Genomic DNA, 22,604 nt, shown 5'->3' on the forward strand with positions numbered 1-22,604 from the left:
AAATATATCCTCGATTGACGTGGAAAGTTCGTTACGAATAAAGTTGCCGAAAGTGGCAAAGGTAGGAGCTTTCATTTCATCCAACAGATACATGAATCTTATGTCATTATTACAGAGCTTTTCAATTTCTCTTAGCGAACAATAACCATTCTCCATGAAAGCAAACAGAATTACTTTTAGTAACTTTTCTGCATCACATCTTGGACGACCTGTTTTGTAGCCTTTCCCTTCTACAAAGTATGGTGTTAGGTCGATGTGGTCCATTACATCACAAAAAGTATAAACCGGATCAGAAATATCAATTAATTTTTCGATAACTAATGGTAATTTTAGTTGTTTTAATGTATAATTATCATTGGTTTTATAATTAGTTAGTTGCATAACCTAATTATACCAAAAAGTAGCTATGAGCGCGAGCTCATAGCTACTTTTCTGTTAGGGGAGTTTTTTTACAGCCCCTTTACTATTTAATCTTCAATTCTTCATCATCACTTGTAAGAATGAAACCTATATCGTTAAGTGATGCACCCTTAGCAACATCTTCGTTATAATCAACATTTGTAATAGTAAGCTTGTTACCCTTAGCTTTATACTTACCATTCCAGCTCTGATCAACCTTAATGTCAGAAGAGAACTCAAGTTCAATCTTCCATCCACCTTCGATATCATCACCTTTATTCTTAACCTTTAAGTCAAACTGATAATAATTCTTGCCATTGCCTTCCCAAGTATTTGAGATGTTTGCCTTAATGTCGAACTGGTCATTAGCTACCTTAGTTCCTTCATCATCATCGCCATCTTCTTCCTTGTCAGCATCACCCATGTTGCTCTTACCGTCTTTTTCGTTATCTGAAGCACCACTGAGCATCTTCTTAAGCCAGATACCTTCATCACTTAAGTCATCATCCTTAAATCCTGACTTTTTCTTACATCCGCTATCAATAATTGCAGATGATTCATCCTTATTTGAAATGTTCCAGCATACATAGCTTACACCATAATCGTTCATGGCCTTAACCCATTTATCAGCTTCTGCCTCATTGCATCCACCATTACCAGATGCATCACAAATACCAAATTCAGAAACAAACACTGGAAGGCCATCCTTAATTGCAGCCTTCATAGTCTTACGTAAATCTGCCTTATGTGTATTTGCATAAAAATGTACTGTATACATTATATTATCAAATTTCTTAAGCGGATCTGCTGCTGCCTCATCAGGCTTCTGACACCACTGAGGTGTACCAACTAAAATAACAGCGTCCTTATCTTCTTTTCTAATTACAGGAATAACTTCTTCTGCGTATTCCTTAATGTCATCCCAAGTTGTTCCACCATTAGGCTCATTACAAATTTCATAAATAACATTATCGTTATCCTTTAATTTGCCACATACTTCTTTGAAGAACTTCTTAGCTTCGTCTATATTATCATTAGGATTGTTATCTGATAAAATATGCCAGTCAACAATAACATACATATCGTTCTCAGTAGCATACTTAACACCATCATAAACTAAATCCTTAAGTCCATCCTGATCACCATCTGTACAATATCCGCCATTTTCAGCAGTATACATTGCAAGTCTAATTACATTAGCACCCCATCCCTTAAAATCAGCAAATGCATCCGCATTTACATATTCAGGAAACCAGCCAATACCATGAGTACTAAGGCCACGAAGCTGAATAGGATTTCCATCCTTATCGCAAAGTCTTGTACCCTTAACCTGAAGTGCACCACATGTTTTTGGAGAAGCACATACTAGCTTTCCATCTGACTTGCTGTCTTTATCATCATCGTCTTCTTCGTCTGAATCTTCATCATCCGAATCCTCATCGTCATCATCTTCATCTTCGCTATCATTATTAGACTTATTCTTATCTTTCGAATCTTCTGTCTTCTTATCATCACTCTTCTTACTACTATTGCAAGCACTCATGCTTCCGATAGAAAGAATCACGATTAACATAGCAATTAATAATCTTCTTAATAAATTAATTTTTGTCTTCATTTCTACTCCACCTTGTAAAAAATATTTATTGATAAACATCAACCTCGTTCTTTATTTTCCCCATTATTAAGTCATGTTTACCACAAATAATACTACCATATTTTCAACTCATTAACAATCAGATTTTATTTGTTGTCAATAATTTATTTGCTTCACCTGCGTTCTTGTGTTATAATTATTTTGCTACCATATTGAAACTGTAGCTGGGAGGAGGTGATTCACTTGGAGACGCTTATATCCTTTTTGATTTCAGTTGCAGCAAGCATCGTTGCATATTTTATATGTAAATGGTTAGACTGAATCATATGGTAGTGTTTAGGTTATGTTCTTCCTACAAAAAAAGAACAACCCCTTAGAGCAGCAACTCTAAGGGGTTATTTTTATTCACTTGAATAAAACTTATATCCTTTGTATGTCAAATATAATACTTTTTTATCTTTTTGTCAATTATGAATCATAAAAACAAGGTCCCAAGTGGGACCTTGCAAGTATGTATTTATTAGGCTGTCATGGAAACAGGTTTAACAGTTTTAATCTGGCCATCAACAAGTTTTACAAGTGATGTACCATATTCTGCTGCCTCTTCTGAATGAGTAACCTGAATAATTGTTTTATTGTACTTTTCATTAATCTTTCTGAAAAGTTCCATAATCTTAAATCCTGTCTTTGAATCAAGGTTACCAATAGGCTCATCAAGGAATAAAATCTTTGGATCAAAAACTAATGCTCTTGCAATAGCAACTCTCTGCTGCTGACCACCTGATAATTCACGTGGAGTAAGCTTTCTCTTTTCCTTCATTCCAATGATATCAAGACATTCATCAATCTTATCCTTATAATCTGAAATCTTCTTTCCACTAAGCATAAGTGGAAGTGCAATATTATCCTCAACACTTAAATTTGGAACCAAGTTATAAAACTGGAACACAAATCCAATGTCCTCATTTCTCATTCTGCAAAGTTCCTTATCCTTAAGAGTGCTCAAATCAACACCATCAATTTTAACTGAACCAGATGTAGGCTGATCAAGGCCGCCTAAAAGATATAACAATGTTGACTTACCACCACCTGATGGACCCATGATTGATACAAATTCTCCCTCTTCTATATTTAAACTAATATTCTTTAAAACATGTGCTGTTTCCTTACCATTCTGAAATGATCTATTTACGTTCTTTACTTCTATAATTCCCATTTTAAATTCCTCCATTATATCTAACTATTCATATTTAAGTTCAGCAATTACGCTGATGTTCTTACTCTTCTTTAATGCTGAAAGTGAAGCTACAATTACAATACCAATTACAACTAATCCATATACCAAAACTGCCTTAGGATCAAAGTTTACTGGCATTGGAGTATCCATACTCTTTAATAATGATTCAATTCCAATGTTAAAAGCAAATGCGATTGGAATCGCTACAATAACACTCCATACAGCACACATCATGTTCTCTGCTAAAATAAGGTTTCTTCTTTTACTCTTATTCATACCAACTGATGTCATTACAGCAAATTCTTTTCTTCTCTGCATAAAGCAAATTGTAATATTATTGAAAATACCAATTGCTGCAACACCAAGTGCTATATAAGCAAACGCCGAAAACATCTTCATCATTACTGCATTATTTTCAACATTTAATTGTTTCTCTTCTTCCTTACTTCTTACTGTTGCTCCGTATTTCTTTGTCATTTGCTGGTATTTCTTATCCATACTTGCACCATCTTTAACTATTTCAAATGTAATACCTCGAGCTTCTCTAAGACCATATAATGATTTCATCTTTTCCTGATTAATAAGACAAATCATTCCACTGTTATAAAGTTTAAAATCTGCAATAGTTACAATTTTAAATTCATTTTCTTTTTCATTAACTGTAAGTTTAACTGTATCTCCAAGTTTCTTATCTAACTTCTTAGCATAACTTGTTGAAATTACAATAACATTATCTTTTGAATCTATGAACTTCTGGTAATCATCCTTAAGATCTTTTTCATAAAATCCAACATAACTATTGAGGTATCTACCGTATGCTTTTGGCTCAACACCATATACGCCAAGAGACTTACCATTAAGCTTACCTTCAGTACCATAAATAGGTGAAATTGAATCTGCTTTAACATTTTTATCATTTTTAAGTTCATTAATTAAACTATCTGTTGTACTCTGTGTTGCGTTACTATCAATTATGTTTCCAATATCATAATCATATTCCATGTCTTCATATGCACCAACAACAACGTCTGTCATACTTGTTGATGATGAAACAATACTAAGTATTGCTGCTAAACTAATTGTAAGAAGTTTAATATTACTTCTTAAAAGTTTTGAAGTTCTAATATTATTAATTGCAAGGAACATACTTGTGTTTCCTCTGAATAACTTAGCTCCAATTCCTGTAAGGAACCTTGTAATAATACCAGTTTTTTCGTGAACTTCAACTCTATTTATAATAACTTCCTTAACCTGAAGTTTCTTGATCTTTCTAATTGGAGCATGCGCTGAATACAATGAAAGAATCACAGCAAATGCACATCCAATTGCGATATGAACTGGATTAAAGTGAACTTCATTATAAATACCATACTTTTTATATGGACTAATAAGTCTTGTTAAAATAGCAAGTCCACCACATCCAACTACGCTACCAATTATTGCTCCAACTACTGCATAGAGGAAAGCCTCTAAAAGCAACATACGCTGAACTTTTTTCTTAGTAGCACCCTGGCTCATAAATGTTCCGATTGTCTGCATTCTTTCAGTAATTATAAGTCTGAATACACCTCTTATGATCAAGACGCATACTACACAAACAATACCAAGCATAATGTAAAGAATTGTTTGAATCATATTGTCGCCTTCACTATCATAATTGTATTCTAAATTTGTACCTATAACTTTTTCGTTATTCTTATTAAACTTTTTAAGTTCCTTATCAAGTTCGTCCGGTGATAAATTATCTTTTGTGTAATCTGCAACAACGCGATTATAAGCACCATTTGCATTTAATAACTTGTTTAAGAATTCATAATTAACAACAACTGTAAACTGCTTTGTTTCATCACTATAGAATATTCCATCTGCAGTTGCTAATCCAGTAATCTTTAACTCTTTCTTCTCACCAGAGATAAGAACATTAAGTTTATCTCCAACCTTAAGTTTTCTTTCATCTGCAATTCTTTTTGAAATAATACAATCTGTATTATCTGATGATTTAAGACTTCCCTCAATCATATCTTTATCATATGATTTCATACCTCTAAGGTTTGTATAAATCATCTCATCTTCATCATCAACAACTGCTGGCATATCAATTTCGCCATCTAAATTTTTAATACCAGTCTTGTTAATGTCCTCTTCTTTAAAGAAGATCTCCTCAGTATTTGAACTGATTGCAATGTCTCTTCCTGCAGCCGCTTTCTTCATCGGCTCTGTGAAGCTTTCCACGATTGTATCAATAAGTCCTAAGCTCATAACCATCAATGCACAGCTTAGCATTATTGAAAAAATCAATAGGAAAAGTCTTCCCTTTTTTTCTAACATGTTTTTCCTAATGTACCTAATAAATACTTTCAAACCTGTCCTCCTTCTAAATTCTTCCTGAATTCATTTTTTCATGTGGTTAATTTTTTCATGTTCTTAAGTTTTTAAACTCTTTTCTTGTATTTCTCTTTATTCTTTCATATAAATCTCTTTTTCCCTCTTTAATAAATCTTTCATGGTTCTTGTCCGCTTAAATTTTTTCATGATTTTGTTGTTCTTTTCTTACTCTTTATAAATTTTGTTTCTCTTCTTCTTTCCAGATGCGATGGCCATTCTCGACTGTCGTTGCATTGTTTGTCGTAGTACGTTACTCGTTGCAACGCCTGTCGTACTACATCTGTCGTAGTAAATATATCATATATAAAAATCACTGTCAACACTTTTTAAAAAAATTTTTTATTTTCTGGATTTTAGACAAGTCCATTAACTCCTATACACTTAAAATACATAGCTTTTAGCATATTAGATTAATTTATATACATAACGCTTTTATCATATATATAAATAATAACTAATCTTTATTAAGTAACACTTAATTTAAGTCTTAAGAAAGTCTTAATTGTATTAGAGATACTATATCCATCATGTCCATCCTAATATATTAATTATTAAGGAGTCATTAAATGAACTTTTATATCACGAAATTTACTTTTGGCTACCTTCAACTTATTTTGGCTCATAGGTAGGCTTACCCCTTACTCCACCCACCCCACCATCTCACAATAAAAAAGCAAGCCGAGCATAACACTCAACTTGCTTCACACATCATATTATTAAAATTATTTTACTAGTATTCCAATAATATCTAAATCTTCTCTCTACCTGACCCTAAAGCTTCTTTCATCTTCATCCACAGGTAAAGACTTAACTTCCATATTCTCGATTTTAATAAATCTACCTTGTTCAATGGTCATAATAACCTGATCTATTTGTGCTTCACTTCCTTGGATTTCCATGGATACACTACCATTGTATTCATTTCTAACCCAACCAGTACAACCAAATCTAGATGCTGCATGACTTGCTCTATATCTAAATCCAACACCCTGTACCCATCCATAGAACACTATGCTCTTTCTAATTATCTCATCCATCATAATTCTCCATAACAAATATAACTTAGCATAAATAAAATTACACTAAGTTATATTTTTATAATACATTTTAATATTTTTTATTTAAGTTTACTTCTCTCGATTTCAACAACACATCTTATAACAGATGCTGCACATGCCTCTAAGTCAGCTCTACTAATCTTGAATCCTTCAACTTCTTCACCACTTTGAACAGCCTTAAGAATATCTTCAACATCCTGAGTGCAACCGGGCATAATAAGGTCATTACCAGCATACACACATCCTGAAGGTGCAGACTTTGGATTAACAATTTCATACATATAAAACTGATCGAAGTTACCCATGGTTGTGCACCAATCACTCATAACAAGACCGCTGTATCCCCATTCATCCTTAAGAATATTTTGAACAAGTCCGAAACTATTTGAAGAATGATAACCATTAATCAAGTTATAACTTGTCATAAGAGCTCTAGGCTTAGCTCTTCTAACACAGATTTCAAAACCTCTTAAGTAAATTTCACGAAGTGCTCTCTCACTCATAATATTATTAACGAAAAATCTATTATCTTCCTGATTATTAGCAGCAAAATGTTTGATAGTTGTACCCTTACCCTTATGAGCCTGAACACCTTCAGTAATTATTGCAGAGCACATACCCGCAACAAATGCATCCTCTGAATAATACTCAAAGTTTCTACCACAAAGAGGATTTCTATGAATATTCATACCTGGTGCAAGCCAAAGGTCGACACCATATTCTTCCATTTCACCACCTACAATATCACCAGCTTCATAAAGAGCACTCTTGCTCCAAGTCATAGCAAGTGACCAAGCAATAGGAATAGCTGTACAATACTGATAATAAGTAACACACTTACTCTCATCTAAATCATCGGCCCATGGTGTATATGTATCATCAAAAATCTCACCACCAGGAATATAATTTCCATCAAGATCTGTTTTAAATACAGGCTGAAGTCGTAAACCTGCTGGTCCATCTGCAGTAACTAACTTTCTAACTCCTCTGCTTTCAAAGATGCAATCTGAAGTATCCGCAGCTGCACCTGGTACAGAGACTGAAGAATTACCTGCTATCTCTTCAACATCCTTTTCCTCGTTAGATACTTCTTCCTTATGCTTACCAACTGCAAGAAGTGCAAGTTCTCTATCAGATAACTGTGAAACCATATCTTCTACAGAAGCTTCACCACTTAGTATCATATCGATACTAACATCCTTCTTTAACCTACAATTATTATCATCTTCTAAACTTGTAATATCTTTAGTGTTACTATCACAAGAATATGCCATACTTTCACTACATTTCTTCTTTGCAATATCACTAGCGCTTTCTCTAACTTCAGTATATTTAAATTCAGTAATTTTAATATCTCTAGCCTTAACATCTACAACAAACTTAGACTCTGCTTTTCTTTCATCAAAATCTTCACCTTCAGCAAGCTTATAACCTGACTTAAGTTCAGAAAGTGCGCTAGGCTTCTCCCATATAGTTTTACAAAGACCAAACTTAACCATCTCATCCAAATTGATATCTGCCACATACTCAGTCTCTGCAACATTCTTACCAACATAAATTCTATAATTACCCTTGTGAAGAACCCATGCACTACAATTCTCGCAATATGAAGCCATATCCTTAATATCAACAACCACATATGCATCCACTTCTTCACCAGGTGCAATTTCACCTGTCTTTGTATATCCGATAAGAACCTTACTAGCCTTATCCATTTTTCCTTTTGGAGCAGAACCGAATACTTCCACTACTTCCTTACCAGCAAATGCTCCTGTATTCTTAACCTTAAATTCCAAAAGCACCTTATTAGACAATTCTTCAAGATTCTCAAAACGACCGCAATCAGCGAAAATCTCATTTGCATATCTTTCATACACATCTGAATCTGAATTGAATTTTCCATTTACCTTATCACTAGAATTTTTATCATCCTCAAACTTTAATATATCATTTATATTGTTTGAACCACTTAATCCACCTGCAAGTTCACCCCACGTCTTCTTACATAATGCTTTATAAATGTCCATATCACCAACTGGATTTATATGAGCGAGTTTAGAATAAACTTCATTCATCTTACAAACATTAACAAGCTTAGTTTCAAAACTAGTATAAGATTTTCCATAACCAAATGGATAAATAACCGGAATCTTAAAAGTATCAAAATACTTATATCCAACATAGATTCCTTCACTATATACTTCCTCATTAACATTGCCATTTACATGGCTAAATGTAGCTGATGAAGGATAATCCTCGTATGCATTTGCCCATGTATCTGTAAGACGTCCTGACGGATTAACCATTCCAAGTAAAACTTCAGGTAATACTTCACCTGTTAAATTTCCAAGCTGTCCTAAAAGAATAATAGAATTAATACCCTCTACCTTTTTAATTTCAGACATATCTAAAACACCGCCAACATTAAGAACTAAAACAAACTTCTCATAATGCCCGGCAAGTTTCTTTATACTTTCAAGTTCTTCAGGGAATAATACATAATCACCTTTATTCTCTGATCTATCACATCCTTCACCAGAATTTCTAGCAAGAATGTAAATACACAAATCTGCATCCACAATATCATCTTCAAGAATAGGATTAATTTCACATTCCTTAATTCCTTCATTCATGGCTACTGATGCAACATTAACGCCTAATGATGCTGCACGCTCTGCAGCCCATGCTCTATATTCACTAAAATGTTTTCTTCTTTTTTCATCATATCTTAGTAGCCAATCGCTACTAACTATTCTAAAACCATACTTATTAAGGCCTTGTTCAATAGTTACAAAACTTCTACTATTTACAGAACCCGATCCTGTACCACCCTTAACTGTCCATCTAACGCCATTACCAAAAAGCGCAATATTACATGGTTTCTCAATTGGAAGCAAACCGTCATTCTCTAATAAAACAACCGCTTCCCTTGCAATATCTTTCGCTCTTTTAGCATTATCTACTTCTCTTTGTGAAATCTCATTACTTGTTGATGCAAAATATTTCATACAACCTCCAAACACTGTTCTTTAATATATGTACATACATTTATCTATTGTTTTCTGTTTCTTCTACTTTCTCTTCTTTATTCTCTTCTTTCTCATCATTTGTTTTCTCTACTCTTTCACTATTAATTCTAAATACTTTTCTTACTGTATATGAAGTTCCATATGCAATTACTGCTGGAATAAATAATACCCACAAATACCATGTAAGAAGGAATATCATAGGTTCAAAATAAAATGAAAACAACACTGGTGTAACCCATGCAACTACAATCTTAATCCAACTACCAAAATATCCAACTGATAAAATAATTGAATTCTTTATTGTTCCCAAAAACGTATTTTTATATCTTGCAATAAGAGGAAATAAAAACGGAATTGCAAGAACAACAATTAGCAATTCTATAAACAAAACAAAGAAATATACAACTCCTATAACTCCTCCGACTTTCTGTATAACAAGAAATTCAGCAGCCATTACAACAAATGCAACTACTAATGCAAGCCATGTTAATGTAGCCTGTTTAAAATTCTTTTTAAATTCCGTAAAGAATGGGTATATAATTGTTTCTTCTTCATTTTCCTGCAATCTGATACACATAGAATACAACGCTGTAAATGATGCTCCTATTGTAACTATTGGCAAACAAGCTATTATAAAACAAATATTTAATCCAAACACATTTCCAAATACCTCAAAATATCTAAATAATCTATTTCTATCATCCTTAACTGGTTTTTCATTATTATCTATATCTGCCATCTCTCTAATCCTTTCTAGTGTTTATTATATATAACCAACTCCATATATTTTAACATTAAAACCGATATTTTTACATAGATATATTGTTTTTTCTATATAAAAAAAGCAGGCATTTCTGCCTGCTTTATAAACATATTAAATTATTCTTTTACACCACCAAGAGCAACACCTGCAACGATATATCTAGATAAGAATGCGTACATTACTAAAATAGGTAATACTGTGATGAAAAGTCCACAGTAAATCTGACCCATATCCTGAGTTTTATCATTAGCTTTTAACGCTTCTACGTACATAGGCATTGTCATCTTCTTTCTCTCATTACCAATAATCATTGTTGGTGTGAAGAGGTTGTTCCATGAACCAACGAATGCGAAGATAGCCTGTGTAGCCATAGCAGGTTTAATCAATGGAATTACGATTCGGTTAAATGTACCAAATTCTGTTGTACCATCAATTCTTGCTGCTTCAATTATTTCATATGACAAACTTGCTTCCATGTACTGCTTCATAAAGTAAACAGTAGTTGGAGCAGCCATAGCTGGAATAATCAAAGGAATATAAGTTCTATATGTATTTGTCATTTTAGCAACCTTGATGAAACCGACGATAGAAATCTGAGTTGGTACCATCATGATAGCATAAATGAATCCCCATGCTGCTTTTTTAAATTTAAAATCATATGTATGAACACCATAAGCTGTAAGTGCAGCAAAATAAACCTGTAAGAATGTAGCAGGTACAGTAACCATAAGTGAGTTCTTCATAGCCTGAAGTACGTTTACGTTACTTGTTTTTGCTTCACCTTCAAGAAGTCCCTTAAGATTCTTGAAGAAGTTTAAGCCTGGTATCAAACGAATTGTTCCCTGAATATCACTTGATTTCAAAGTTGAATTTATAAATAACAAATAGAAAGGAAATAGTGATAAGAAACAGAGAAAAATACAAATACAGTTACGATAAATCTTATTACCTGATAATTTTTTCACTCTGTCCACCTACCCTTCTACAACTTCCGCATTTTTAGCATTATTTTTTGGTTTCTTTTCCTTCTTTTCAGAAGTAGCAATGTAGAATACCATACTTACTGCTAATGTGATAAAGAATAATACTACTGAGTAAGCAGCTGCTCTACCATGATCAGGCTTATCAGCGAAAATAAACTTCTTAATCAACATAACAACAGTCTGTGTTGATGATACATGCTCTTTACCAATATTGATAATAGGACCACCATCATTAAACAAATATGGAATATCGTACATCTGTAAACCACCGATAGCCGATGTTACTAATGTAAACTGTAAAATTGGCTTTAACAATGGAACTGTAATCTTAAAGAACTGCTGTCTTGAAGTAGCTCCATCAACCATGGCAGCCTCATATAATGAAGGGCTGATACCCATGATACCTGCGCATAATACAATCATAGTATTTCCATACCACATCCAGAACTGTATAAACGCAATAATAAAGAATGTTGCCCATCCTTTTTCTAGTACATAATGTTCCGCCTTAACCATACCTAACTTTCGCATAATCTCGGTCATCGGACCATTATTATTAAACATCTTGTAGAATAATACCGCAATAGTAGCTGCAGTAATAATGTTTGGCATGTACATAATAACTTTGTACTTACCATCATGTTTTAATTTATATTTTATATCGGTAAACCATGCTGCTAATAATAATGAAAGTAAAATCTGTGGTACAAAGTTTAACAACCACAAACCAACTGTTATAGCAACGGCCCACCAAAACTCTTTCTCAGTACCAATATACTTTTTGTAGTTTTCTAAACCGAAGTGTTCTATACTTCCAAATCTTGTAAATGTTGAATAATAAAATGATTTATAGAATGTATAAATCAATGGATATAACTGAAATACAATGAAGATAAGAAAGAATGGAGCTATAAATATATATCCATACTTACTTAAGTCTACTGTTTTTTTCTTATGACCTTTCAAACTGTCACCCCGTTTCCTTAATGATGTAATAATTTAATATATTTTATTTTAACTATATATCGCGCACCAGAATTTCTGGTGCGCGACCATAATAATTTATTTAATTTAAATAATTATCAAATAATTATTTGCTAATGTGAAGATCTGAATCACACTTCTTCTCTACGAACTCAACAGCTTCGTCAACTGATTTAAGTTCACCAGCGTTGTAACTCTTAGCAGCGTCATCGATAAATGCTTTGATTGAAGCATCAGCGTATGTAACATTAGCCTGTGAGATACCTTCAGCAGCCTTAGCCCAAGCTTCGATTGGGTTCTGTCCACCTAAGAACTTCATAGCAGCGTTATCAGCAGCAAGTTCTCCACCAGTTGTTAATCTTTCATTAGCAGCTTTATTGTTACAGAAGTCACCTGTCTTATTTGTGATTTCAACAGCGATATCTGGATCACATGTTAACTCATAAAGTAAGAATGCAGCGAGTTCTTTGTTGTTTGTGTCTTTACCAACTGATACGTATGTACCGCCCCAGTGATATGATGTAGGTCCTGTGATTGCGCCCCAATCTCCGTCTGTTGCGCCGTTACCCTGCATAACGCCTACCATCCATGGACAGCAGAAGTAGCAGAATACTTTACTATCACTCTTCTGACCTGCAGCCCAAGCGCCATCCTGTGACCAAAGGCTTGTGTTGTTTGTATATCCACCATCATAGAGTTTCTTACCTGTTTCGAAGTAATCTTTAACAGCATCGTCTAACTGTAAGTTTTCTGTTCCATCATCATTAACCTTAACCCAAGGCTGTGTCTGTGAATCCCAGATTGCATATTTAACATCATCTGGACCAGATGTAATCTTGTATCCAGCTGCTTTAAGCTTATCAGCTGTTTCAAAGAACTTATCCCAGTCAGCCATAGCTTCCTGAACTTTTTCAGGATCATCTGAACCAAGAACCTCTTTAGCGATGTCTCTTCTGTAGAATACAGAACCTGGACAACCCTGCCATGTCAAACATTTAAGCTTGTCACCGAATTTACCATACTGCTTAGCGAAATCATAGCTGTTAGCAAGCATATCTTCTGTGAAACCTAATTCAGCAAGATCCATTGTAATACTGTCGTCTTCTGAGAAGTACTTAGCAACATCGTTATCAGCTGGGATAAATGTTGGATACTTATCACCTTCTAAAGCATCCTTGATACCCTGCTTATATTCATCACCTGTACCTGAAACACCGAGAGTAACGAACTCTACATAATCTTTGTACTCTGGGAACTTATCAAGAACAACGCCTAATTTCTTTGAGAAGTCATCATCCCAAGAATAAGCATAAATCTTCTTGCTATCATCCCAACCATCTGTTGATGGAGCTTCAATCTTAGCATCACCTGCTGGTGCAGCTGTTGTGTCTTCTCCACCCTTTGTTCCTGTCTCTTCTGTCTTCTTTGTTGTGTCGTTGTTAGCCTTCTTTGTCTCGTCATCTTTGCCACCACATCCTGCTAATAAAGATGCAGCCATTGTTGAAACAAGAACAACGCTTAAAAATTTCTTTCTCATGCTATCTACCTCCAAAAATAGTTTGCCATTTCAATGGCATAAATTTTTCCGCCCTTCATGCGGTAATTTTTAATTTGTTTTTTATATTATTATTACCTACGTAAATAATATCGTTAATTAGCATTCAGTATTATCACGCCCCCGTAATATAATATTCTTATTTGTTTTTACGTATATCCTTTACCGTGTTCCCTTCAAACACTTCGCCTTTAACTACAACTTCTTCAATCTTAGTTCCTTTCGGATCTTCAATAAGAGAAATAAGTTTCTCTCCTGCCTTCTCGCCGATTGATTCAGTGTCCTGACGTAATGTTGTAAGTTCCGGTTTGATATGTCTTCCTATTCTTATACCATCATAACCAGCTATTGATATGTCATCCGGTATACTTAAACCTCTTTCATTGATTTCATTGATACCACCAAATGCTGCATAATCATCTGGATAAAAAATACAAGTTGGTGGATCAGGTAAATCCAAAAGAGCTGCTGTAGCATTCTGAGAAGCTGTCATAATTCTGTATGGTGCTTCTATGTAATACTTGTTTGGTATCTTGAGACCAAGTCTCTGAGCCGTTTTCTTAAATGAGTAGATACGGTCTCTTGATACCGACGAATCATCCCCATGTACATATGCTACTTTTCTATGCCCCATATTATATACATATGTAAGTAAATCTCTTATACCTGAAATATTATCAGAAACAACTGATATTCTTCCCATTGCAATATAGTCGATTATTACGACTGGAATCTTGCTTGCGATAAGTTCCTGGATTTGTCTGTCTTCAAAATCCATACAAGCAATCATGACTCCGTCAAATCCTCTGTATCTACAATGTTCTACTAATGATAGACCGTTTCGTCCTTCTATATTAGTGTTAACAAATGTAATGTCATAACCCTTTTTCTCAACTGTTCTCTTAAAGCTGTCGAGTACGCTGGCAAAATAATCATGCGTAAGTCCGTTCTTCGCTTCATCTTCAAAAAGAACTCCTATATTATAGGTTCGCCGTGTCTTAAGTGCCCTTGCGTTAGCATTAGGAAAATAGTTCATTTCTTTAGCGACCTTACGAACAAGTTCTTTTGTTTCATCGCTTATGTCTTTATGATCATTTAGCGCTTTACTAACCGTTGCCGTACTCACCTTGCACTTGGCAGCAATCTCTTTTAATGTTCCCATATTGCCTTCTCCAAATCTTCCATTTCGGTGTGTTTGTCTTGCGTAAAATCACTTAATCGTTTTCATAAACCTAATATAAAACATATTGCACAAAAGTGCAAGTCTTTTTTTTTATTTTTTTCACGAATTTATTAAATACCGCAAAATAACTAAAATTATTATAATTAATTTGTCTAAAATTTGCAAGATTAATACTTGATTTTATCCAGATTATTTTATATACTAATCCTATATTGACTTAAACGATTTAGTAAAAAGCTTTCGCGAGAAGGCATTTTGTACAATATATATAGTATTTGTTCAAAAACGCATCGTAATATATTGCGTTTTTGCGAAACATTAACGTTAAGTTTCGTTAACTTAAAACGTTTTCGTAAACGTTAAATATAGTACACTAATATTAAGTTTCCATTTATCTACCATATTATTAACAATTATTTCGATAATTTGTTACATTATAATAGTAGATAAACTCAGATTTCAAATTGCAATCTATGAATACACAATAATAAAGATACTATGAATACATAAATAAATGTTTTGAATAAATTTAAGAAAGGAGTATGTTACATATGAAATTCGGATTTTTCGATGATAATAATCGTGAATATGTAATTACAACACCAAAAACTCCACTTCCATGGATCAATTATCTTGGATGTAATGATTTCTTTACATTATATTCTAATACATGTGGTGGTTATACATTTTATAAGGATGCAAAACTTCTTAGATTAACAAGATATCGTTATAATAATGTTCCTACTGATAACGGCGGAAAGTATTTCTATATAAAAGATGGAGATACAGTTTGGAATCCTGGTTGGCAGCCTGTTAAAACTGAGCTCGACAATTATGAATGTCGTCACGGTATGGGTTATACAACTATTACTTCTAATAAGGGAGACATTAAAGCAACTACACTCGCATTTGTTCCACTTAACGACACATGCGAACTTACAAAAGTTACTTTAACTAATACAGGTAGTGCTGATAAAGAAGTTAAACTTTTCTCATTCGTTGAATGGTGTTTATTCAACGCTGATGATGATTCAAGAAACTTCCAGAGAAACTTATCTACTGGTGAAGTTGAAGTTGTCGGTTCTACTATTTATCATAAGACAGAATACAGAGAACGTCGTAATCATTACGCTTACTTCTCTGTTAATACTGAAGTTGATGGCTTTGATACAAATAGAGATGCATTCCTTGGTGCATACAGAGGATTTGATGATCCTGTTGTAGTTGAAGAAGGAAAAGCTACTAACTCTATTACAAGTGGTTGGAGCCCAATCGGAAGTCATCAGATTAATGTTTCACTTAAAGCTGGTGAATCAAAGACTTTCGTATTTATTTTAGGTTACGCTGAAGTTGATAGAGATAAGAAGTGGGAAGCTCCTAATGTTATTAACAAGGAACCTGCTCTTGCTCTTATTAATAAGTATAAAGATGAAGCAGCTGTTGATAAGGCATTTGCTGAACTTAAAGATTACTGGACAAATCTTTTCAAAGCTTACCAGGTTAAGAGTAGCGATGAAAAGCTTGACCGTATGGTTAACATTTGGAACCAGTATCAGTGTATGATTACATTTAATATGTCACGTTCTGCTTCATATTATGAATCAGGTATCGGACGTGGTATGGGATTCAGAGATTCTTGTCAGGATCTTTTAGGTTTCGTTCATTTAATTCCTGAACGTGCTAGAGAGAGAATCCTTGATATCGCTGCTACTCAGTTCCCTGATGGTAGTGCATATCATCAGTATCAGCCACTTACAAAGAAGGGTAATGCTGATATCGGTTCTGGTTTCAACGACGATCCACTTTGGTTAGTAGCATGTACATCTGCTTACATCCGCGAAACTGGTGATGTTTCTATTTTAGATGAGATGGTTCCATTTAATAATGATGAATCACTCGCAAGACCACTTCTTGAACATTTAAAGAGATCTTTCGATTTCATAACAAATGCTCGTGGTCCTCATAATCTTCCACTTATCGGAAGAGCTGACTGGAACGATTGTCTTAACCTTAACTGCTTCTCAGAGCATCCAGGTGAATCATTCCAGACATTTGGTCCTAGTGAAGGTCCAGTTGCTGAATCTGTATTCATCGCTGGTATGTATGTTAAATACGGTAGAGAGTATGCAGATCTCAACGAATTAGTTGTAAATAATGATGAAGCTTCCAGAGCAAGAAAGCTTGCTGACGAAATGGTTGATATCGTTCTCGATGCAGGTTGGGACGGCGAATGGTTCGTTCGTGCTTATGATGCTAATAGTAATAAAGTTGGTTCTAAGGAATGTGAAGAAGGTCAGATCTACATTGAGCCACAGGGATTCTGTGTTCTTGCTGGTATCGGTGTTGAAGGTGGTCAGGCTAAACAGGCTTTAGATTCAGTTAAAGAAAAACTCGATACTAAGTACGGTGTAATGATTTTACAGCCTGCTTATACAAAGTATCATGTAGAACTTGGTGAAGTAAGTTCTTACCCACCAGGATATAAAGAAAATGCAGGTATCTTCTGCCACAACAACCCTTGGGTTTCAATCGCTGAAACAGTTATCGGTCGTGGTGATAGAGCTTTCGAAATCTATAGAAAGACATGTCCTGCATATGTTGAAGAAATCAGTGAAATCCACAGAACTGAGCCATATGTTTACTCACAGATGGTTGCAGGTGCTGATGCACCAAGACATGGTGAAGCTAAGAATAGCTGGCTTACAGGTACTGCTGCTTGGACATTCGTTAATGTTTCACAGCATATCTTAGGTGTTTACCCAACTCATAAAGGTCTTCAGGTTAATCCTTGTGTACCTAAGGGATTTGGTGATTTCACACTTACAAGAAAATACAGAAATACTACATATAATATAGAAGTTGTAAACCCTGACAATGTTGAAAAGGGTGTTAAGGAAATGTATGTAAACGGAAACCTTGTTTCTGGTAACATAATCCCTTATGATGCATCACAAACTGAAGCATCTGTTAAAATTGTAATGGGATAAATTTTCTTAAAATAATGATTGCAATTTCTTGTAAATCCTATATAATATATCATTAGGATATATTACTTGAGATTATTACTTTTGGATAAAAGTTTTTTCTCATAGACTTCTGCACCAGGGTGCGTGACGCCAGAGCGTCACCCCCGCGGTGCGCTAACTAAGTTTTTTCTTTTTTTCTTTTTTCTTTTTTTGTTTTATAAATATTTTAAAAAACACCGGTGCGTACAGCAATGTACGTCACTGGTGTTTTTTGTTATTTATATATAAAACCTTCCCTATAAGCTATTTTTCTATGATTGGTGTTCCATTTGATCTCTGCATTAATGCAACTAAATCTACAGTACTTATTCTTCCATCAAAGTTTATATCAAGTCCTTTAGAATCAATTAATAATTTGGCTCTATTAGCTGTTTCATCATATTCTACTAATTTATATTTTGGTTTTCCGCCACCAACTCCATTAAGAGCATCTGCTTCTTTTTTACTAGCCGATATATAACCATCCGTTGAATTCATTATTCTTTCTTTTAAATAATCATCCTGTAAAATAAATGCTTTATACTTGTTCACTTCATCATCATTATCATATTTATCATAACAATAATAATCCATGTTAATATCACCATTTACCTCTTTACATTCTGGTACTTGTAACATAGTTTTTTCATTTTGGAATGGATGTGAAGCCATTCTCCATTCATTAACCCAATCTTCGTAACCATATAGTTCATAACTTTCAAAATGTGGGAATATATGATTTCTATTATTATATGCTTTTGTATTTCCATCTTCATCTTCTATTATTACAAGACTAAAGAAAAGATTTCCTTTTTCAATGGACTCATTAGAGAACAAGAAGAATGCATAAAAATTATTTGCTCGGTCAGTTGTAGTATCTATGTAATACCATTTTCCACCAATTTTTACTGCATCCCATGCATGATTCCCGTCATATCCATACTTATAATTTCCTTTAGGGTATGACTTCCCCGGATTTTCTTTCACTAACTTTTCTTTTTCACTACTACTTATTTCTTCTACCTCTTGCGAAGCAACAACCTCTGCTTCAACACCTGCACATTCTAACAAAAAAGCATACATCTCTGCATCAAATTGACATTTTGTAATTGTATGACAATTAAACACCGAATCAAAAGAAGTGTTCACACTTTTATCATATACATAATTATTTACAATATAATCATGTAGTTTTAATGCTATATCATATTCTTCTGAAGCTTCTAAGCTTCCCTTTACCTTTTCACTGTTTTTACCGTAATACTTAATTCCTAAATCATTTAATAAATATTCCGCTTTTTTGTATGAATAATTTATACCAAATGGAGTACCTTCAAATATTGCATAATTATCCTTTATAATATCTGGACAAGTATCATCAGCCGATTTACATTTTACTTTTCTACCATCTATATATACATTTTCTATATACCGATTACAGTAATTCCAAAAAGAACTCTGCTGTAATATAATATTATAGTTCTGTATATTGCTTGAAAGCATTAAATCTGTTACATTTTCATCAAATATTATTGCAGATCCACAAACCTTTTTAACATTCGCCAACTTTGCTTTAGTTAAATATAATGTATCACTTCCCTTTTTTACTCCCGCCTTAACAAGCCATTCTCCAAAAACGATTATTTCTGGACAATTATCAGAATAAAAACAACAAGATCCAATACTAGTTATTTTCTTTGAATTACAACTTACAGAATTAACTTTTGCTTCATAACAAAAATAACCTTCCAATTTCTCTAAATTGTTTGAAATTTGTAAAACATCCATTTCTGCTAGTCCAAATACTAATCCCCCTATTGTCGTTACTGAATTTGGTACATAAACCTTTGAAAATTTCTGGCCGTATCCAAAATAATCTTCCAAAGTCGTAACTTTATAAACACTACCATTAATGTTTACGCTTGATGGAATACCTAATTCCCCGCACTGATCCAACACACGAACTAAACCTATTTCTGAGTTTCCCTTATTCTTATACTGGTATCTTCTTCCATTATATGTAAACTCTCCATCGTGGTCCTCTTCTGCCACTACACTAACAATATCATCAACTTTTGTTGTTGGTACCATTACTGTTAGTGCTAACGCAGCACACAGTATGCCTGCACATACCTTCTTCATTTTCTTTTTCATTTTTCATCCTCCAATATCTTAATCTACAAAACCCTTATAATAAAAACAAAACAATATTTCTTCCCCTCTAAATATTTCATGTTTTAATAATAGAGAACTAGATAAACATAAACTTAAGTTATATCTATCTAGCCCTCAATTGTCCTATATATTATTTTTTTAATGGATCTCCCAATCTCTGAGCAATACAAACCAAGTCACAAATATCAACTGCGCCATCAAAATTCACATCACATGCTGATGGATCAAATAATAATTTAATCTTGCCATTTTCTTTCTTAGCTAATGTTATTGTCTTATTACCACTTGTAGATGAATTAATTGTCTTAAATTCACTATCTGTTAAAGAAACATATCCATCTTTTGATTGTAAGCACTTATTTCTTATTGTGCTTCCCACGCAAAGGAATGCACCAAGCATTTCATCATCTCCGCCTCTACAATAATAATCTTTATTTATATCTCCATGAATCTTACTACAATTTGGTTTCTTAAGTGCGTTACTACGATTTTGGAATGTAATAGTTAATTTATTCCACTTATCATTTGAATAATTTGAATATATAGGAAATTCATCTATATGTCCGCCTCCCCACATATCTGTACCATAATCAGTTGTGTCATTAGAGAATAAGAACAAGCAATACATATGATTTGTCCTATCATTCGTTGTATCTATGTAGTATAACTTACCACCGATTTTAACAACATTCCATCTATGATTTCCCCATTTTCCATACTTATATTTTCCATCTGGGGTAACTTTACTTGGATCTTTTTTTAATAACTCTTCCTTTTCTTTCGCACTAATAGGAATTAATTCCTGTGAGTCAACAGTTTCCGCATCAACACCTGCGCACTCTACTAAATATGCATACATCATAGCATCAAAAGCACATTTTGTAACTGTATGACAATTAAACACTTTACCAAATGAACCATTTGCTGAAGTATCATATGTATAATTTTTTACAATATAATCATGCACTTTCTTACAAACATTATATTCTACCTTTGGAGACAAACTACCAAGATACTTATAATTCGGACCATAATATGTAAGTCCTAAGCTTTCTAATACATATTTTGCTTTCTGCTTTGTATATTCAGCATTAAAATATCCCCAATCAAAGAAATCATAGTTATCCTTTATAATCTTAGGAACTGTTTCATTTGCGCCTGTACATTTTACAAGTTTTCCATTCAAATAAACATTTTTAATATTGTGCTGACAACCATTCCAATAATAATTTGTCTTAAGTAAAGCATTATTATTTCCGATTTTTAAATCAGTAACATGTTCATCAAAATTAAAAACGTAATTAACTGCCTTTGTTACTCCCGATAACTTACTTGATGTCAAATCAATAGTTTTTACATCGCTTGGAACATTATATCTAACAAGCCAATCTCCTAACACTGCGATATCAGGACTTTTTGCATCACAGAAAATATATCCGCCTACTTCTTTAAGCTTTTTAGAAGCACAACTTATCTGCTTTATATCTGCTCCCCAAAAAACCCACTCTCCAATTTTTTCCAAGTTATCAGAAAGTTTTAATTTGTTAATAACGCAAAAAGCAAATGCACTATATGAAACCTCGGTTACTGTACTAGGTAACGAAATAGCAGTATATGTCTGATAATCAGCAAATGGGCCATCAATCCTTGTTACTGTTTTTTTCTTTCCTCCAATAGTTACAGTTGATGGAACTGTAACTTCTCCACCTTGCTCCTTAATTCTAACAATTGAAATTTTTGACGAATCAATATTTTTATATTGATACGTTTTTTTCTGATAAGTAAACTCACCATCATGATCATCTTCAGCAGTAACATTAATCATATCCTGCTTACTTGTTGATGGTACCTTAACGCCTACCACCATAGTTGCACAAAGTATACACGCGCATACTTTCTTCCATACATTTCTCATTTTTTGTTTCCTCCAATATAATTTCTTACCCCTGACTAACAGGAGAGCTTTCCCAATTCTCTCTGTTTTAAACTGAAAGTTATAATCCCTCAATTATAAATTCACACATTTATAAAAGCAAAAAACTAAGAACCCTTTCCCGCGCAAGTCCCTAGTTCCCTGTATTATCCTTATATATATTTAATTATTTATCTTCCCTTTATTCCGTACAAATAAAAAAAGCAAAACACATACAGTTTTCCTAAATTAATCTGTATGTACTTTACTCTTTTTCTCACTCGATTTCCATTATATTAAATCAATTATACAAAGTCAAGCAAAATTTTAACTATCGTTAAC

Annotated in this window: 14 protein-coding genes; 1 reads left to right on the forward strand and 13 read right to left on the reverse strand. The window is 33.6% G+C overall.

The window, feature by feature from the left end; genetic code table 11:
• From B5D16_RS06775 to B5D16_RS06825, 11 genes are all read right to left on the reverse strand, one after another.
• Positions 1-381 (reverse strand): transposase (locus tag B5D16_RS06775; protein WP_078766240.1); only part of this gene is annotated, 381 nt, incomplete at its 3' end.
• A gap of 82 nt (positions 382-463) precedes the next feature.
• Complete coding sequence (locus tag B5D16_RS12660; RefSeq protein ID WP_143405068.1) at positions 464-2,014, reverse strand: cellulase family glycosylhydrolase; 1,551 nt, start codon at positions 2,012-2,014, stop codon at positions 464-466.
• 499 nt (positions 2,015-2,513) lie between these two features.
• A complete protein-coding gene (locus B5D16_RS06785) occupies positions 2,514-3,209 on the reverse strand; it encodes an ABC transporter ATP-binding protein (RefSeq protein ID WP_143405069.1) in 696 nt (231 codons plus the stop codon).
• Positions 3,210-3,233: 24 nt separating this feature from the next.
• Positions 3,234-5,591 carry an ABC transporter permease gene (locus tag B5D16_RS06790; RefSeq protein ID WP_078766243.1) on the reverse strand — a complete coding sequence of 786 codons (2,358 nt, stop codon included), beginning with the start codon at positions 5,589-5,591 and terminating at the stop codon, positions 3,234-3,236.
• A 785-nt stretch (positions 5,592-6,376) separates the two neighbouring features.
• Positions 6,377-6,652 carry an acylphosphatase gene (locus B5D16_RS06795; RefSeq protein ID WP_341465201.1) on the reverse strand — a complete coding sequence of 92 codons (276 nt, stop codon included), beginning with the start codon at positions 6,650-6,652 and terminating at the stop codon, positions 6,377-6,379.
• 80 nt (positions 6,653-6,732) lie between these two features.
• Positions 6,733-9,681, reverse strand: a complete 2,949-nt coding sequence (locus B5D16_RS06800; RefSeq protein WP_078766245.1) for a glycoside hydrolase family 3 C-terminal domain-containing protein — start codon at positions 9,679-9,681, stop codon at positions 6,733-6,735.
• Positions 9,682-9,721: 40 nt separating this feature from the next.
• On the reverse strand, positions 9,722-10,441 hold the full coding sequence (locus tag B5D16_RS06805; protein WP_078766246.1) for a YesL family protein: 720 nt from the start codon (positions 10,439-10,441) through the stop codon (positions 9,722-9,724).
• Positions 10,442-10,581: 140 nt separating this feature from the next.
• Positions 10,582-11,430 carry a carbohydrate ABC transporter permease gene (locus B5D16_RS06810; RefSeq protein ID WP_242943006.1) on the reverse strand — a complete coding sequence of 283 codons (849 nt, stop codon included), beginning with the start codon at positions 11,428-11,430 and terminating at the stop codon, positions 10,582-10,584.
• 9 nt (positions 11,431-11,439) lie between these two features.
• Positions 11,440-12,414: a carbohydrate ABC transporter permease gene (locus B5D16_RS06815; protein ID WP_078766248.1), complete on the reverse strand. Its 975-nt coding sequence runs from the start codon at positions 12,412-12,414 to the stop codon at positions 11,440-11,442.
• Between the two features lie 124 nt (positions 12,415-12,538).
• Positions 12,539-13,969, reverse strand: coding sequence for an ABC transporter substrate-binding protein (locus B5D16_RS06820; RefSeq protein ID WP_078766249.1), 1,431 nt, complete (start codon positions 13,967-13,969; stop codon positions 12,539-12,541).
• A 157-nt stretch (positions 13,970-14,126) separates the two neighbouring features.
• A complete protein-coding gene (locus B5D16_RS06825; protein ID WP_078766250.1) occupies positions 14,127-15,149 on the reverse strand; it encodes a LacI family DNA-binding transcriptional regulator in 1,023 nt (340 codons plus the stop codon).
• A gap of 572 nt (positions 15,150-15,721) precedes the next feature.
• Between B5D16_RS06825 and B5D16_RS06830 the strand changes: the two genes are divergently transcribed.
• Positions 15,722-18,157, forward strand: coding sequence for a glycoside hydrolase family 94 protein (locus tag B5D16_RS06830; RefSeq protein WP_078766251.1), 2,436 nt, complete (start codon positions 15,722-15,724; stop codon positions 18,155-18,157).
• A 282-nt stretch (positions 18,158-18,439) separates the two neighbouring features.
• Here the strand turns inward: B5D16_RS06830 and B5D16_RS06835 are convergent, their stop codons facing one another.
• The gene (locus B5D16_RS06835) at positions 18,440-20,329 is read right to left on the reverse strand and encodes a leucine-rich repeat protein (protein ID WP_078766252.1); all 1,890 of its coding nucleotides are present in this window, start codon (positions 20,327-20,329) and stop codon (positions 18,440-18,442) included.
• Positions 20,330-20,480: 151 nt separating this feature from the next.
• The gene (locus B5D16_RS06840) at positions 20,481-22,265 is read right to left on the reverse strand and encodes a leucine-rich repeat protein (RefSeq protein ID WP_078766253.1); all 1,785 of its coding nucleotides are present in this window, start codon (positions 22,263-22,265) and stop codon (positions 20,481-20,483) included.
• Positions 22,266-22,604 lie beyond the last annotated feature (339 nt).

It is taken from the genome of Eubacterium uniforme (assembly GCF_900167115.1).
Lineage (GTDB): Bacteria > Bacillota > Clostridia > Lachnospirales > Lachnospiraceae > Eubacterium_S > Eubacterium_S uniforme.